8 protein-coding genes are annotated in these 16407 nt (G+C 67.4%); 6 read left to right on the forward strand and 2 right to left on the reverse strand.

The annotated features are described in order from the left end of the window. The first annotated feature begins 79 nt into the window (after positions 1-79). The 3 genes from MC45_RS08890 (at position 80) to MC45_RS08900 (ending at position 7659) form a co-directional block, all read left to right on the forward strand. Positions 80-2173, forward strand: a complete 2094-nt coding sequence (locus MC45_RS08890; RefSeq protein ID WP_038662001.1) for an alpha-glucuronidase family glycosyl hydrolase — start codon at positions 80-82, stop codon at positions 2171-2173. A 429-nt stretch (positions 2174-2602) separates the two neighbouring features. Next, positions 2603-5671 carry a TonB-dependent receptor gene (locus tag MC45_RS08895; protein ID WP_081974543.1) on the forward strand — a complete coding sequence of 1023 codons (3069 nt, stop codon included), beginning with the start codon at positions 2603-2605 and terminating at the stop codon, positions 5669-5671. A 347-nt stretch (positions 5672-6018) separates the two neighbouring features. After that, entirely contained in the window at positions 6019-7659 is a 1641-nt protein-coding gene (locus tag MC45_RS08900) for a Na+/H+ antiporter (RefSeq protein WP_171009356.1), read from the forward strand. A gap of 3 nt (positions 7660-7662) precedes the next feature. Here the strand turns inward: MC45_RS08900 and MC45_RS08905 are convergent, their stop codons facing one another. Continuing rightward, on the reverse strand, positions 7663-8763 hold the full coding sequence (locus MC45_RS08905; protein ID WP_169742537.1) for a GGDEF domain-containing protein: 1101 nt from the start codon (positions 8761-8763) through the stop codon (positions 7663-7665). Positions 8764-9229: 466 nt separating this feature from the next. Here MC45_RS08905 and MC45_RS08910 point away from each other — a divergent pair, with 466 nt between their 5' ends. Further along, the gene (locus MC45_RS08910; RefSeq protein ID WP_052075586.1) at positions 9230-11203 is read left to right on the forward strand and encodes a putative bifunctional diguanylate cyclase/phosphodiesterase; all 1974 of its coding nucleotides are present in this window, start codon (positions 9230-9232) and stop codon (positions 11201-11203) included. An 11-nt stretch (positions 11204-11214) separates the two neighbouring features. On the opposite strand, the gene MC45_RS08915 is transcribed toward MC45_RS08910, so the two are convergent. Next, entirely contained in the window at positions 11215-12141 is a 927-nt protein-coding gene (locus tag MC45_RS08915; RefSeq protein ID WP_081974544.1) for a crotonase/enoyl-CoA hydratase family protein, read from the reverse strand. On the opposite strand from MC45_RS08915, the gene MC45_RS19295 reads away from it, so the two are divergent. Next, the gene (locus tag MC45_RS19295) at positions 12140-12421 is read left to right on the forward strand and encodes a hypothetical protein (protein ID WP_156143811.1); all 282 of its coding nucleotides are present in this window, start codon (positions 12140-12142) and stop codon (positions 12419-12421) included. The two genes, MC45_RS08915 and MC45_RS19295, sit on opposite strands and share 2 nt — an antisense overlap. A 423-nt stretch (positions 12422-12844) precedes the next feature. Then, positions 12845-16294 (forward strand): glycoside hydrolase family 2, encoded by a 3450-nt coding sequence (locus tag MC45_RS08920; RefSeq protein WP_038662010.1) that lies wholly within the window; start codon positions 12845-12847, stop codon positions 16292-16294. Positions 16295-16407: the final 113 nt, after the last annotated feature.

The raw sequence follows: 16407 nt of genomic DNA on the forward strand, positions 1-16407 counted from the left end.
CGGCTTGCCTGTTATGTTGATAGCGATAACATGAAAGCTGGACCGCGGGCTTGTCAATCGTTCGCGACGGGAGAGTGAGATGAAAGGGTATCGTGCGCTGATCGGAGCGCTGGGCGCAAGCTGGCTCGCGCTGGCCAGTCCGGCATTCGCCGACGACGGCTATTCCTTGTGGCTGCGGACCAGTGCCCCGGCGACCGGTCAGGCCGCCGTGACGCGGCTGGGCGACAGCGCGACACTGCGGCTTGCCGAAAGCGAACTGCGTCGCGCGCTGCCCGCGGGGACGCCGCCGGTGGTAGTCGCGACCGCCGCCGCACCGGGGATCGCCGCGCTGGGCCTCCCCTTCGTCGGATTGGGCGACGAGGGCTATCTGGTACGCCGCGTGACGCTTGCGGGCCGAAGCGTGCTGCTGGTCGCGGGCAACGGCGATCGCGGCACGCTGTACGGCGCCTTCGCGCTGCTGCGCGCGCTCGGCACCGGCGATCGTGCCGAGACGGTGGCGTTGCGCTCGGCGCCGAAGGTCAAGCTGCGCGTGCTCAACCATTGGGACAATCTCGATGGCACCGTTGAGCGCGGCTATGCCGGGCAGTCTTTGTGGGACTGGTGGACGCTCCCCGATTTCGACGATCCCCGCTACACCGATTATGCCCGCGCCAATGCCTCGATCGGCATCAACGGCACCGTACTCAACAACGTCAACGCCAAAACGGACAGCCTGACCGCGCCTTATATCGCCAAGGCGGCGAAGCTCGCCGCGGTGTTCCGGCCATGGGGGATCAAGGTCTATCTGTCGGCGCGCTTCTCGGCGCCGATCGAGCTGGGCGGGCTCAAGACCGCCGATCCGCGCGATCCCGCCGTCGCCGCCTGGTGGCGTGCCAAGTCGGACGAGATCTATCGCGCGATCCCCGATTTCGGCGGCTTCCTCGTCAAGGCGAACAGCGAGGGCCAGCCCGGCCCGCGCGACTATGGCGCGAGCCACGCCGATGGCGCCAACATGCTCGCGGCGGCGGTGGCGCCGCATGGCGGGATCGTGATGTGGCGCGCCTTCGTCTATGCCGAGACCGACCCGACCGATCGCGCCAAACAGGCCTATAGCGAGTTCAAGCCGCTCGACGGCCGCTTCGCGGACAACGTGCTGGTGCAGGTGAAGAACGGCGCGATCGACTTCCAGCCGCGCGAGCCCTTCCATCCGCTGTTCGGCGCGATGCCGAAGACGCCGCTGATGATCGAATTCCAGATCACCAAGGAATATCTCGGCTTCGCCACCCACCTCGCCTATCTCGGCCCGCTGTTCGCCGAGACGCTGCATGCGAAGACCGGTCGCCGCCGCGACGAGACCGTCGCCGACGTCGTCGACGGATCGGCGGAGGGCCATAAGCTGACCGGCATGGCCGGCGTCGCCAATATCGGCCGCGACCGCGACTGGAGCGGATCGACCTTCAACCAGGCCAATTGGTATGCCTTCGGCCGGCTCGCCTGGGATCCGGACCTGACGTCCGAGGGAATCGCGCGCGAATGGGCGGCGCAGACCTTCGGCACCGATCCGCAGGTCGTCGCCACCACGACCGCGATGATGGCCGGATCGCGCGAGGCGGTGGTCGATTACACCGGCGCGTTCGGGCTCGCGCATCTGATGGCGACCGGCCATCATTACGGACCGGGTCCGTGGGTCGCCGATCTGGCGCGGCCCGAGTGGAACCCGACCTATTATCATCGCGCCGACCCGGACGGCATCGGCTTCGAGCGCGGCCGTGGCGGCAGCGACGCCGTCGACCAATATGCCCCCTCGGTCGCGCGCCAGCTCGCCCGGCCGGAGACGACGCCGGAACGGGAATTGCTGTGGTTCCACCATGTCCGCTGGGATCGCCGCATGGCCGACGGGAAGACCCTGTGGGAGGATCTGGTCGCGCATTACGACACAGGCGTCGGCTATGTCGCCGGCATGCAGCGGCAATGGGACACGCTGCGCGACAAGATCGACGCCGAACGCTGGCAGAAGACGGCGACCTATCTGGCGATCCAGCAGCGCGAGGCGCGCTGGTGGCGCGATGCCAGCCTTGCCTATTGGATGTCGGTCAACCACCGCCCGCTGCCCGCCGGCGTGGCTGCACCCGAACACGACCTCGCCTGGTACAAGGCGCAGAGCTACCCCCATGCGCCGGGACATACGTCGTGACGCGGTCGCGGTAACGCTGCTTCTCCCCGTCTCAATCTCCGGTTGGCCTAACCGAAACCGATTGACTTGCTGACCAATACGGAGAAGATAGCGCTATCAAGGCCGCGACAGACGGGCATGACGAGGGACGGGGATGGCTGGAGCATCGCTGACATTGCTGACGGGCGTTCGCCCCGCGCCGACGATGCCTCAGACGGCATCGCGCCGGGGTGATGCGTCGTTCGTCGCCTTCATCATGACCGAAACCTGATCTGCATCCGACGTCTCCGCCGGTGGCCGTCGGCCGCCGGCGACAATCCATGCTGCGCATGCCGCGACGACGGCAGCGCGTCACCAGAGAGGAACCTGAAGTTGAGCACCGTCCGCACCCTTCGCCTGCGCCGCATCGCGCTCCTGTGCGCCACCACGCTCGGCACGCTGGGCGCGTCGATGGCCGCGGCGCAGGCCGTGCCGCCGCCGCAGGAACAGACCCCGGCCGACGGCCAGGACAACGGTCCCGCCGTCGCGCCCGTGCCGCAGACCGACCAGAGCCAGGGCGCGCCGGGTGAGGACATCGTCGTCACCGGCTATCGCTCGAGCCTCGCCAAATCGACCGAGTCCAAGCGCGCCTCGACCGGCTTTACCGATTCGATCTTCGCCGAGGACATCGGCAAGTTTCCCGACACCAACATCGCCGAATCGTTCAACCGCATCCCCGGCGTGACGATCACCCGCGACGTCACCGGCGAGGGCACCAACGTCGCGATCCGCGGCCTCGGCTCCAACTTCACCAACGTGACGCTGAACGGCGCGACGATCGCCGTCGCCTCGTCGGGCGCGACCGATGCGCAGGGCACCGACCGTTCGGTCGACCTCAGCTTCTTCCCGACCGACCTGTTCACCAAGCTGACCGTCAACAAGAGCTATACCGCCGACCTGCTCGAAGGCGGCGCGGCGGGCAATATCGACCTGCGCTCGGCCCGCCCGTTCGACCGTAATACCTCCTTCCTCGCCTATAACATCCAGGGCACCAAGCAGACTCCCGAGGACCGGATCGGCGCGCGCGGCTCGCTGATCGGCAGCTGGCGCAACGATACGTTCGGCATCCTCGCCGGCGTGTCGGCGCAGCGCCTGTTCACCGAGACGCGCGGGTTCGAGACGATCGGTTATACCAACCCGGCGCTCACCGCGGCACAATGCGGCGCGACCTCGGGCTGCAACAGCACCGGCGGCGGCAATTGGACGATTCCCGCGACGGTGCCGGTCGGCGCCGGTGCCGGCCTCGTCGCCGGTACGCCGATCAACAGCGCCTTCCTGCTCGCCAACAATCCCGGTGCCTCGATCCAGCAGATCGACAACGGCCTGCTGCCGCGCCTCGGCCGCATCGCCAACATCCGTGGGCCGCGCGACCGCCTGAACGCGATTCTGAGCGCCGAATGGCAGCCGACCGACACGCTGCATTTCTATATCGACGGCCTGTACGGCTATAAGAAGAACGACCTGATCCGTGAGGACATGGCGTGGATCGTGCGCAACGGCGCGTCGATCCCGACCAACCTCACGTTCGACAAGGCCGATTGCAGCGCCGGCTGCACCGTCACCGGCGGCACCTTCGCCAATGCGCAATTCTTCGACGAATTCCGTCCGTATATCGAGACCACCAAGCTGTTCAGCGTCAATCCCGGCGGCGAATGGGAGATCGACGACAAGCTCAAGCTGACGCTGCAAGGCAATTACGCGCGCTCGACCTTCCACCGCGAGAGCCCGACCGTGGGCTTCACCACCCCGCTCGGCGTCGGCAACACCGTCACTTATTCGAACGACGGCGGCATCCCGAGCATCAAGAGCAATCTCGACCTCAACGATCCCGCCAATTTCGGCTGGTACGCCGGCAGCCGCGTCAACATCCAGGACGAGCGCCGGCTCAACGTCAACAAGGGCTTCCGCGGCGATCTGACCTGGGGCGACAAGGCGCTCAACCTGAAGGTCGGCGGCGCGTTCGACGACGTGTCGCGGCGCATCCGCGGTTACGACAACAGCCAGGCGTGGCAGAATGCGGTCTGCGGCAACAACCCCAACGTGTCGCTGCAATCGCCCAATTCGCAGCCGCCCTGCGAGGGCCTGAACGCGCCGGGTGTGATCCCCGCGGGCTATCCGACCTATCCGGGCCTCGGCACCGGGGCGACCGCCGGAACCAGCGGACCGGTCAGCTATGGCGGATCGCTGATCCCCAACAGCGCCGTTCCGACCTATCTGAGGCCCGGCCCCGCCGGTTTCGTGACGGTCGATTTCCCCGCCTTCGCGGCGGCGAGCAACTATGACTTCTATCACGACAATGCGCCCGAGAGCGGCGGTGCCAACACCGGCGCCAGCGGCGGCTCGATCCGCGAGGTGGTGAAGTCCGCCTTCGCCACGGTGAACGGTGCACAAGAGCTGGGCGGCAACACGCTGCGCTTCAACGTCGGCCTGCGCTACGTCAACACGATCCAGACGATCGCGGGACGCGTCTCGCTGCCCGATCCGCGCAACACGACGGCGACGGGGGCCACCCTGCCCGACGGCAGCCGCTATCCGAACATCGTCAACGTCGTGTCGACCCGCAACGAATATGCCAAATGGCTGCCCGCCGCGACCTTCGCCTACGACCTGAGCGAGCATGCGGTGGTGCGCGTCGCCGGATCGCGGACGATGACCCGGCCCGATCCGTCGGCGCAATTGCCCGGCGTCAGCTTCGGCGCGCCGTCCGCCGACCAGGCGAACATCGGCAATCCGGCGCTGTCGCCGTACATGTCGACCAACCTCGACCTCGGTTTCGAATATTATACCGGGCGCGAGGGCGTGATCAGCTTCAACGCGTTCCGCAAGGCGATCACCGGCTTCACCAACACCTCGATCACCACGGTGCCGTTCACCGCGCTGGCGCAATATGGCATCACCTACGATACGCTGAATTCGACGCAGCAGATCGCGATCAACTCGCGCGGCGGGCCCAATACCGCGCAGGTGCAGGTGACCTCGCAGGTCAACGTGCCCAACAAGCTGACGATCAACGGCCTCGAATTCCAGTGGGTGCAGCCGCTCGACTTCCTGACCCGGCATATCGGCGTGACCGGCTTCGGCTTCAACGCCAACGCCACGATCGTCGACCAGACCAGCAGCGGCCCCGCCACCGCATTCGGCGTCGCACCGTTCACCTACAACATCACCGGTTATTACGAGAAGAACGGCATCATGCTGCGCGTCTCGACGACCTCGCGCGAGGGTTCGCAGAACAGCGGCACCGCGCAGAACGGCATCCCGGCGGCGGCGCTGTACGGCACCGATTACACCACCTACGACTTCTCGTCGTCGTTCGACCTCGACAAGATCTTCGGTTTCGCCGGGGCGCCGCAGCTCACCGTCAACGTCGCCAATTTCACCAACGCGACGCTGCGCTCCTACTTCCAGTTCGAGAATGCGACCTTCACCCAGTACAAGCCCGGTCGCCAGTTCCTCGTCGGCCTGCGCGGCACCTTCTAGGCCGGAGCGACATTCAGGGTTCTTGCGACAGCCCTCCCCCGCCAGGGGCAGGGCTATCGCAAATGGCCAATTTGGTGTCCCAACGGCACCCATATCCCCGTCATGCCGGACTCAATCCGGGGTCCCGCTCCTTCGCACCGTCCTAAGAAGCGGGACCCCGGCGCAAGGCCGGGGTGACGGGGTGGGCTTGGCAGACGACGGGCTCGCACCAGAGCCCTTATGCGATGGCCCTCCCGGACTTCGCGCGCATGCCGATTTCGCCTGAGTCGATCGCCGACGGCGCGGACGGGGTTGTCCTGCGGTGACGGAGCCAGATAGGGGAAGACCATCTGACCCGGGAGTGCCGTTTGGAAGCCGTATCGATCGTCCTGTTCCTGTTGCTCGCCGTCGTCATGAGCGGCGCGGTGTCGCGCATGCTGCCGGTGTCGGTGCCGACGCCATTGGTCCAGATCCTGCTCGGCGCGGTGATCGGCCTGTCGACCTCCTATCGCGTCGAGCTCGATCCCGAGCTGTTCCTGCTGCTGTTCCTGCCGCCGCTGCTGTTCCTCGACGGCTGGCGCATCCCCAAGGACGAATTGCTCAAGGATCTGTCGACGGTGGTCGAGCTGGCACTCGGCCTCGTGCTGCTGACGGTGATCGGCATGGGCTTCTTCATCCACTGGATGATCCCGGCGATGCCGCTCGCGGTCGCCTTCGCGCTCGCCGCCGTGGTGTCGCCGACCGACCCGATCGCGGTCTCGGCGATCGCCGCGCGGGTGCCGATCCCGAAGCGGATGATGCATATCCTCGAAGGGGAATCGCTGCTCAACGACGCCTCGGGCCTCGTCTGCCTGCGCTTCGCGATCGCCGCGGCGCTGACGGGCACCTTCTCCGCCGCCTCCGCCGCGACCAGCTTCCTGTGGGTCGCCGGTATCGGCCTCGCGGTCGGCATCGTCGTGACGCTGGTCGTCACCCGCATCAAGGCGTGGGTGTCGCGGCGGTTCGGCGAGGAGCCGGGCTCGCAGATCCTCGTCAGCCTGCTGATCCCGTTCGGATCGTATCTGCTCGCCGAGCATATCCATGCCTCGGGCATCCTCGCCGCGGTGTCCGCGGGGGTCACGATGACCTTCGCCGAGATCTCGCGCCAGGCGCTGGCGACGACGCGGATGCGCCGCAATTCGGTGTGGGACACGATCCAGTTCGCGCTCAACGGCATCATCTTCGTGCTGCTCGGCGAGCAGCTTCCCGCGATCCTCGCCGGCGCCAAGTCGACCGTGCTGCTGACCGGCCATCACGGGCCGGAATGGCTCGGCCTCTACGTGCTGGCGATCGTCGCCGGTCTCGCGCTGCTGCGCTTCGGCTGGGTGTGGGTGTCGCTGCGGCTGACCCTGCTGCGGCGGCGGCTGAACAGCGAGGCGACGCTGCACAGCCCCGACTGGCGGCTGGTCGCGGCCATGTCGCTGGCCGGGGTGCGCGGCGCGATCACGCTGGCGGGCGTGCTCACCATCCCGCTGACGATGAACGACGGCAGCCCCTTCCCTGCCCGCGACCTCGCGATCTTCCTCGCCGCCGGGGTCATCATCGTGTCGCTGGTGCTGGCGAGCATCGCATTGCCGATCCTGCTCAACGGCCTGACGATGCCGGCCGAGCCGTCGAAACAGGCCGAGGAGGATGCCGCACGCGTCGCCGCCGCGGAGGCGGCGATCTCGGCGATCGAACGCTCGCAGCACGACCTCGCCGAGCGTGACGGCAACGCCGATTTCTACGCCGCCGCCGGCACGCGGGTGATGGACCTGTACCGCGAGCGGATCGAGAGCCGCAGCGGTTCGGCCAAGGCGTCGGCGGAGGCGCGGTTGCAGGACCGGCTGGAGCGCACCTTCCGCCTCGCCGGGATCAAGGCTGAGCGCGCCGCGGTCGTCGAGCAGGTGCGCGAACGTGCGATCGGCAGCGCCACCGCGCAGAAGCTGATCCGCGAACTCGACCTGCTCGAGGCGCGCTACCGGATCTGACGGTCAGCGCGCGGCGAGCGTCGCGCGACCGATGCCGCCGCCGCTCTGCTTGGCCTGGTAGAGCGCGGCATCGGCGAGCGCGACCAACTCGTCGAGATCGCTCTCGTCGCCGCCGGCGGTCACGAAGCCGAGGCTGACGCCGATCTCGATCTGATGCGTGTCGATCTCGTAAGGCGCCATGATCCGCCGCACGAGGGTGCGCGCGAAAAGGTCCGCCTCGCTCTGGCTGCGCACCCCCGACTGGATGATGACGAACTCGTCGCCGCCGACCCGCGCCGCCGTGTCGTGCGGCTGGAGCACCGAGCGGACGCGATCGCTGACCGCCGTCAGCAGCGCGTCGCCGGTCGGATGGCCGTAGCGGTCGTTGACCGGCTTGAACGCGTCGAGATCGAGGCAATGGATCGCGATATCATATTCCTCGCGCATCTGGCTGGTGAACGCCTCGCGCAGGCCGAGCCGGTTGGGCAGCTTGGTGAGCGGGTCGACCCGTGCCAGCGCCGCCATCGCCTGACGCGTGATGATATGCTGGCGCGTCGCCTGATAGAGATGGCGGATGCTCTGGAATGCGGCGAGCATGAAGCAGATCAGGCTGGCACCGAGCAATTGGTGTGGACTGTCGGCCCGCAGCATCGCGCTGATCGCGATCGGCATCGCGCTGAGCACGAGGCAGGCGGTCGCCAGCCACGGCCGGATCGAAGTGTGCGCGACCAGTCCCGAGCAATAGCCGAACAGCAGGCCGGTCGCGAGCATCTGCAACAACACCGCGTCATGGACGAAGGCGCGCGCGCCGAGCATCCCCAGCGAGAATGCCAGGCCGAGGCTGAACGCCGCGAACGCCTGCGCCCAGCGGTCCTGCCGGCGCACGGCCAGATCGGCCCGCCGCTGATACGCGGCGATCAGCGCCAGCTTGAGCGTCGCGCAGACGACGCCGGACACCAGCGCCCCCCAGGCGATGGGATCGTGCAGGTCGCTGGCGATCTTCAGTCCCAGCGCCGTGAAGATCGCCGTCATCACCGCATTCGGCAGCGCCGTCGCGAACAGCGCGTTGCGCAGCTCGACTCGCACCGGCTCGGCGGTCGTGCGGCGAGAGGAAGGCGACGTCATGGTCATCGGTTACCGCGATACAACGAATTAGGGGTTAATTTCACGCCAAATTGGCTGTTCCCGCAAGTAAAGTGCGCAATGCCTTTAATGTCTGATTTGGACTTAACGGGAGGGCTGCTGGTTTTTCGGGTCGCGGTGGCGGTCGAGCATTTGTCACGCGGGCAAGAGACAAATCTACCAGCGATCGGGCATTGGCTGCACCTTCGTTGCCGTCGGCCGACATCTACCTGCACGACTGCGCATCCCGTCGACACCGCATGGGCATGGCGTTGCAGATGCCGGTACCGTCACGCACGACGATGCGTTTGCACGCCACTCCGATAGTCGTCGCAAGACCCCGCCCCGCCCCCTCCCACCGGCAAGCTCCTGGATTTCCTGCATTCGTCCGCGCGATTATGCGACGGGCCGAGGGCCGCCGACGGCATTCGTTTGTTTCTTCTACACTTCTGTTGCGCATGGTAACCATATGACCGGTCTCATTTCCCGCCTCAGACGGCTGCGCCATTCCGATCAGGCGATCGCCGCCTCGGTGCGCGAGACGCTGGTCGAATCGCTCTATGCCTCGCCGCAGTCGCTGGTGATCGGCGCGCTGACCAGCAGCGCGATCGTCGCGATCGTCGCGCTGGTCAGCGGTACGCCGTCGATGCGCGCCTGCGCGGTGGCGATCGCGGTCGTCGCCAGCATCCGTGTCGGCGACGCCGTCCGGCTTCACCGCCGCACCCCGACCCACGCGCTGCCGACCGGCGCCTGGGCCCGGCGGCAGGAGTTCATCTATCGCGCCGGTGCGGTCTGCTATTCGGCGTTGCTAGGCACGTTCGGCATGCTGACGCTGATCAACAGCAGCGATGGCGTCCTCCAGTTGCTCGCGGTGACGACGACGATCGGCTATGCCGCGGGCATCGCCGGGCGCAACGCCGGCCGGCCGTGGATCGCACTGGCGCAATTGTGCTTCGCCTCGCTGCCGCTCGCCGCCGGGCTGATCGTCTCGCTCGAACCGCTCAAGATGGCGCTCGCGGTGGTCATCCTGCTGTTCGTCGTCGCGATGATGGACATCACGCTGCAGACCTATGGGGTCATCCTCAAGGCCACCGTCGTCTCGCGCGAGAAAGCGGCGCTGGCCGAGCATCATGCCGCGATGGCGCGCCGCGACGACCTGACCGGCGTCGCCAACCGCACCGCCTTCCGCGAACAGTTCGAGGCGCGGTTGCAGGCGCTGACCGGGGCCGACCGTCGCCTGGCGATCCACTGGATCGACCTCGACCGCTTCAAGGAGATCAACGATTCCTTCGGTCATCTCGCCGGCAATGCGTTGCTCGCCGGCGTCGCGCGCCGCCTCGATGAGGCGTTCGCGGGCCACGGCATCGTCGCGCGGCTGGGCGGCGACGAATTCGCCGTCGTCTGCGAGATCGCGGGATCGGAGGACGCGCTCGCCACCGGTCGTCGGATCATCGATCTGGTCGCGCTGCCGGTGCATCACAACGGCCGCATGCTGCACGTCGGCGCCTCGCTCGGCATCGCCATCGCCCCCGCCGACGGCACCGACGCCGACACGTTGCTCAAGAATGCCGACCTCGCGCTGTATCGCGCCAAGGACAGCGGCCGCGGCCAGATGTGCCTCTACGAACCGCTGATGGACGAGAAGATCGAACGCAGCCGCACGCTCGCCGCCGATATGCAGGGGGCGCTGGAACGCGGCGAATTCCACCTGATGTTCCAGCCGATCTACGATCTGGCCGGCGAACGCATCCTGTCGTGCGAGGCGCTGCTGCGCTGGACCAGCCGCAACCACGGCGCGATCTCGCCCGCCGAATTCATCCCGATCGCCGAGGACAACGGCCTGATCGTCGCGATCGGCAGCTGGGTGATCCGCGAGGCGTGCCGCGTCGCCAGCGACTGGCCCGCCGAGGTCAAGATCGCGGTCAATCTGTCGCCGATCCAGTTGCGCTCCGCCAATCTGCCGACGGTCATCATGGGCGCACTGGCGAGCAGCGGCTTCGCCGCCGACCGGCTCGAGCTGGAGGTGACCGAATCGGTGTTGCTCGAGGATATCGAGGCGTCGCTCGCCGCGCTCGACGCGATCAACCGGCTCCACGTCCGCACCACGCTCGACGATTTCGGCACCGGCTATTCGTCGCTGAGCTATCTCACCAAATTCCCCTTCCAGACGCTCAAGATCGACCGGTCGTTCATCACCGACCTCGAACAGAGCCATGCGTCGGTGGCGATCGTCCAGACGGTGATCGACCTCGCCGCCAAGCTCGGCATGCGCACCGTCGCCGAGGGCGTCGAGACGCAGGCGCAGCTCGACCAGTTGCGCCGGACGCGCTGCGACGCGGTCCAGGGGTATCTGCTGGCGCGGCCGATGCCGGCGAACATGGTCGGTGCCATGTTCGCCGGCGGAGCAGCGGGGAGCGAGGCCAGGGCGCACGGGCGCGCCTGACCCCGCATGGCTCAGGCCACCGCTTTGTCGAGCAGGCGCGATTGCGCGCCGACCAGACGGCGCATCAGCTTGAGGTCGGTCTCGTTGAGCCGCAGCGCCGCATCGGCCCACAGGTCGACCACCGCCTCCAGCTCGGCGAGCGGCAGCGGATTGACCGAGCGCGACGCCTCGTAGATCGCGCAATGGCCGCTGTGCCGCCGCCGGTTCTGGCGGATGTAGGTCTCCACCTCGGCACGCCCCCGCCCCGGATCGGCGAGCGCGTGGATGATGCCGAGGTCGTAGAGTTCCTCCGCGCTGTACGAGCGGCCGCTGAGGATCATCTGCTCGGCCCGCGCCGAACCGAGTCGCCGCGACAGGAAACAATGCGCCCCCATCCCGGGAAACAGCCCGAAATTGGTTTCGGGCAGGCCGAAACTGGTGCCTCGCTCGGCGATGACGACGTTGAACGACAGCAAGGCCTCGAAGCCGCCGCCCAACGCGTCGCCCTCGACCAGCCCGATCGTGATGATCGGCCGTTCGAGGCTGAGCATGTTGCGATGGAGGATGCGGACGCATGCCCGGCCGTAGCGGACCAAGGCGTCGCGATCGCCGTGCCGGATGTGCGTGGCGAACAGGTCGAGATCGCCGCCCAGCGAGAAGACGCCGGGAAAGCGCGAGCCGAGTACCAGATAGCGGATCGGCATCGCGCCCGAGCCATGCGCCGCGACGATATCGTCCTGCCATTGGTCGAACGCGGCGAGCAGACCGGGATTGAAGCTCGGCCGGCTGCGCTGGCGCATATAGGTCCACAACGTGCCGAGGTCGGGATCGAACTCGGTCTCCAGATCGGTCAGGTCGAACGGCGCGCGCCGGATCGGCTGATGGGGAAGCTCGGCCGCGACCGGACCGGATTGCGTCCTCCGCTGAACGGGTACGACGGGGGGATATTCGAGGGTCATGACGACGTCCTTCTGCACGTACAGCAAGGTGCTGCGGCCGGAGTCTACGTCGAATCGCCGCGCTAAGCGGCTGATGGATAAGGGGTCGTGGCGCATGCCATACGGCGTTGGCCGCAGCGCCGGCACCTTACCCCGCTTCGCCGCTTACGATCTGGTTACCCTTCGCGATTACGATCCGTCGCGAGGGAGAACACCAATGACCTGCTACATCGTGCTCGGTGCGTTCATTGCCAGCAACGTGGCCCTGATCGCAGGGGTGATGCTCAACCAGCGGGGGTGAGCGCTCTGCGCGCCCTCCCCACCGGTGGGGCTATGAAAAGTGCCCGCCCCTTTTGACGGAGGCGGGCAGAGGCTGCATGCCCGATGAGAGGTTCCGACTCAGTCGGCCATGCTGAAGCCTACGCTCACCATGGCGAGTCGTCTTGAGCAAAATCGCTGCTTGGCTCGCCGCCACCGGCTCTCTCCATCCGATACCGCGCCGATCTTGAGTCACGGCACGACGGCTCCAAGAATCTGGACGCTCGATCGGGCCACATCTCGTGAGCGCGAGGAGGAGCAAGTCCGTCGCAGGCGGACGCCACGCATGCCGTGATCGTCCGACGTTGCATGTCGCCGTACAGAGTATAGGTCGAGGGGAGCGACCGGATGCAGCGTATCTGGACGATAAGGCGCCGGCGACGACCGCACGCCATCAGAGAGGATTATGATGCGATCACTGCCGCTTATCGCCACCCTGCTGCTCGGGGCCGTCCTGCCCTTGCCGCTCGCCGCACAGGTCCCTGCGGCCGGCACCGCGGGCGTCATCGCCAACGCCGGTCCCTACAACGTCGCTATCCTGGCCGGGGGCATCGGGGTCGAGCGCCCCCTCGACAAGGCCGGCGACGCGGTCGCGTCGGGCGCGTCATGGACGTTCTCCACATGGGTGCGCCCCGATGCGAGCGCGGCCAACGGCATCCTGATCGCCGTCGGCGACCCGCTCGGCGCCTGCCGTTGCCTCGGCCTGATCGACGGCCGGTTGAACGTCACGGACGGCACGGTGCGGATGACCGGCGGCGGCAGGCTTGCCGCCGGCCGCTGGACGCAGGTCGCGGCGGTCGCGGACGGACGGATGCTCACGCTCTATGTCGACGGTCGCGCCGTCGCGACGCGGGCGAGCCGCCCGTCCGGGGTCGCGCCGCGGCTGGCGATCGCCCCGGTCGTCGGCGCGGGCGATGCGCTGCGGCATTTCGGCGGTTCGCTCGCCGATGCGCGTTTCATCCCCGCCGCGCGCGGCGCGAGCGAGATCGCCGCCGCGGCGCGCGATCGGCCGGATTTCGCCTCGGTGCAATTCTGGCAGGTCGGCGTCGGCTGGCCCTTCCAGAAGCAGGCGAACATCGGCCTCACCCAGCAGCAGGATGCCTGGACGCTGCCACGGGCGCGGGGCGTCGCGACGACGCCGCCGGCGGTGCGCCTGCCGTTGCCGCCCACCGGCCTGGCGCGGGCCAGCGACGGACGCTGGCGGGTCAATGGCTGGCAACTCGCCGCCGCGCCCGAGGTTCGCGAGGACGGCGCGGCGCTGTCCCGGCCCGGGCGTGCGACCGGTACCTGGCGTCCCGCGACCGTGCCCGGCACGGTGCTGACCACGCTGGTCGACCGCGGCGTCTATCCCGACCCCTATTACGGCCTTAACAACCTCAGGATCCCCGAAAGCCTCGCGCGCCAGGATTATTGGTACCGCACCAGCTTCACGGTGCCGGCGGAGGCGGCCGGCAAGCGGCTGACCCTGGTGTTCGGCGGCATCAACTACGCCGCCGACATATGGGCCAACGGCCGCAAGCTCGGCGATACGCGCGGGGCGTTCATCCGCGGCCAGTTCGACCTGACCCCCGTTGCCGGCGAAAACGTGCTGGCGGTCCGCGTTTCGCCACCGCCGCACCCCGGCATCCCACACGAACAATCGATCAGCGGCGGCGTCGGGGAAAATGGTGGTCAACTAGCGATCGACGGGCCGACGTTCGTCGCGACGGAGGGCTGGGACTGGATTCCGGGTATCCGCGACCGCGACACCGGGCTGTGGCGCCCCGTCGATCTGCTCGCGCACGGCGACATACGGCTGCTCGATCCGCATGTCGTGACCGACCTGCCGTTGCCGCGCACCGATCGTGCCGAGGTTTATGTCACCGTACCGATCCGCAACGATGGCGCGACACCACGCCAGGTGACCGTACGCGCCGCCTTCGGCGACGTCCGCGTCGAGAAGACGGTGACCGCGGCGCCCGGCGAAAGCCAGGTGGCGTTCACGCCGGGCGACTTCGCCCAGCTGCACGTCGCCAACCCCAGATTGTGGTGGCCGAATGGCTATGGCGAGCAGGCGCTGTACCAACTCTCGCTCGAGGCGCTGGCCGATGGCCGGATCTCCGATACCCGCACCGATCGCTTCGGGATGCGCGAGGTGAGTTATGATCTGTCGCTGTTCGACACCGCGGGGGCCTTGCGCCGGGTCAACGTGCAATTCACCGATGGCAGCCTGCGTGGCGAGCGGTTGCTCGACATCCGTCATGAGGCGATCAAGCAATCCCCCAACGGCTGGGCGGAATCGCTGACCGTAGCCGGCGAGCGATCACCCGCGGTGACGTCGGTCGCGACGACCATGCCGGAACCGCATCTGACGATCCGCGTCAACGGCGTGCCGATCGCCGCACGCGGCGGCAATTGGGGGATGGACGACGCCATGAAGCGCGTCAGCCGCGACCGGCTGGCGCCATATTTCCGGTTGCAGAAGGAGGCGCATATGAATGTGATCCGCAACTGGATGGGCAACAACACCGAAGAGGAATTCTACGATCTCGCCGACGAGAACGGCATGATGATCCTCAACGACTTCTGGCAGTCGACCCAGAATGCGCAGGTCGAGCCGCAGGACCCGCAACTGTTCCTCAGCAATGCCGACGACGTGGTGCGACGCTACCGTAACCATCCGTCGATCATCCTGTGGTTCGGCCGCAACGAAGGCGTGCCCTATCCAGCGCTCAACGAAGGTCTGGACGACGTCATCGCGCGCGAGGACGGCACCCGCTGGTTCACCGGCAGCTCCAACGTCATCAACCTGCAGGGGTCCGGCCCCTATAATTACCGCCCGCCCGTGGGCTATTTCACCGGACTAGCCACCGGCTTTTCGGTGGAGACGGGAACGCCGTCGCTGTCGACGCTGGAATCGGTCCGAGCCACGATGCCCGACAGCGAGACCTGGCCGCTCAGCGACACGCTCGCCTACCACGACTGGCATGTCAGCGGGAACGGCGACACCAAGACGTTCATGGTGGCACTCGACACGATGTTCGGTCCCGCGACGAGCTTCGCCGATTTCGAGCGCAAGGCGCAGATGATGAATCTGGAAACGCACAAGGCGATGTACGAGGGGTTCCTCGGTCATCTCTGGACCAAGAATTCCGGGCGGCTGCTGTGGATGACCCATCCCGCCTGGCCATCGAACACCTGGCAGATCTACAGCTCCGACTACGACACCCACGCCGCTTACTATGGCGCGAAGAAGGCGGCGGAGCCGCTGCACGTCCAGCTCAACCTGCCGGGCAACGAACTGGTCGTGCTCAACACCACGCGCGAGGCACGCGCCGGCCTGCGCGTCCGCACCCGCGTCGTCGGCCTCGACAATGCCGAATTGTTCTCGCGCGAGGATCGGGTGAACGCCGCCGCCAACGCCGCCACCCCCCTCGCTGCCATTCCGCTGGATCGGCTGTTCGCCGCGCACCCCATGCTGCTCGTCAGGATCGAAATGTCCGACGCCTCGGGACGGATGGTGGCCGAAAACTTCTACTGGCGCGGCAAGGACGAGGCCGCCTATCGCGCGCTGAACGACCTACAGGCCGTAGCGCTGACCGCATCGGCCGCGGCGACGCGGGACGACGGCGACGATCGGGTGGTGACGGTGACCCTCGCCAATAAAACGGCCGTCCCCGCGCTCAGCGCCAAGCTCACCTTGGTCGACGCGCACGGCACGCGGGTTCTCCCGGCCTTCTACAGCGACAATTACGTCGCGCTGCTGCCCGGAGAGGAACGTCGTCTCGAGGTGCGTTATCCCAGGACCGGCGGCCAGGCGACCGGGCTGACCCTGCGGGGCTGGAACGTCGCGGCAGGAGACGTCGCGATCCGGTGACCCGAACCGTGCGGCGACCCGCTGCCGGGACGCGCTCGCCAGGGTCGTTGCGAACCGCCGGTCGATACGGCGTTTCGCAATCCTACTAGCCCGTTGCCCGCATGCTGATAGGC

The sequence above is a fragment of the Sphingomonas taxi genome (assembly GCF_000764535.1).
Lineage (GTDB): Bacteria > Pseudomonadota > Alphaproteobacteria > Sphingomonadales > Sphingomonadaceae > Sphingomonas > Sphingomonas taxi.

What these genes read in the sequence shown, in the direction of transcription:
- MC45_RS08890 (WP_038662001.1), top strand. Translation starts at nt 80, where the DNA reads ATGAAAGGGTATCGTGCGCTGATCGGAGCGCTGGGCGCAAGCTGGCTC.
- MC45_RS08895 (WP_081974543.1), top strand. Translation starts at nt 2,603, where the DNA reads ATGGCCGCGGCGCAGGCCGTGCCGCCGCCGCAGGAACAGACCCCGGCC.
- MC45_RS08905 (WP_169742537.1), bottom strand. Translation starts at nt 8,763, where the DNA reads ATGACGTCGCCTTCCTCTCGCCGCACGACCGCCGAGCCGGTGCGAGTC.
- MC45_RS08910 (WP_052075586.1), top strand. Translation starts at nt 9,230, where the DNA reads ATGACCGGTCTCATTTCCCGCCTCAGACGGCTGCGCCATTCCGATCAG.
- MC45_RS19295 (WP_156143811.1), top strand. Translation starts at nt 12,140, where the DNA reads ATGACGACGTCCTTCTGCACGTACAGCAAGGTGCTGCGGCCGGAGTCT.
- MC45_RS08915 (WP_081974544.1), bottom strand. Translation starts at nt 12,141, where the DNA reads ATGACCCTCGAATATCCCCCCGTCGTACCCGTTCAGCGGAGGACGCAA.
- MC45_RS08920 (WP_038662010.1), top strand. Translation starts at nt 12,845, where the DNA reads ATGATGCGATCACTGCCGCTTATCGCCACCCTGCTGCTCGGGGCCGTC.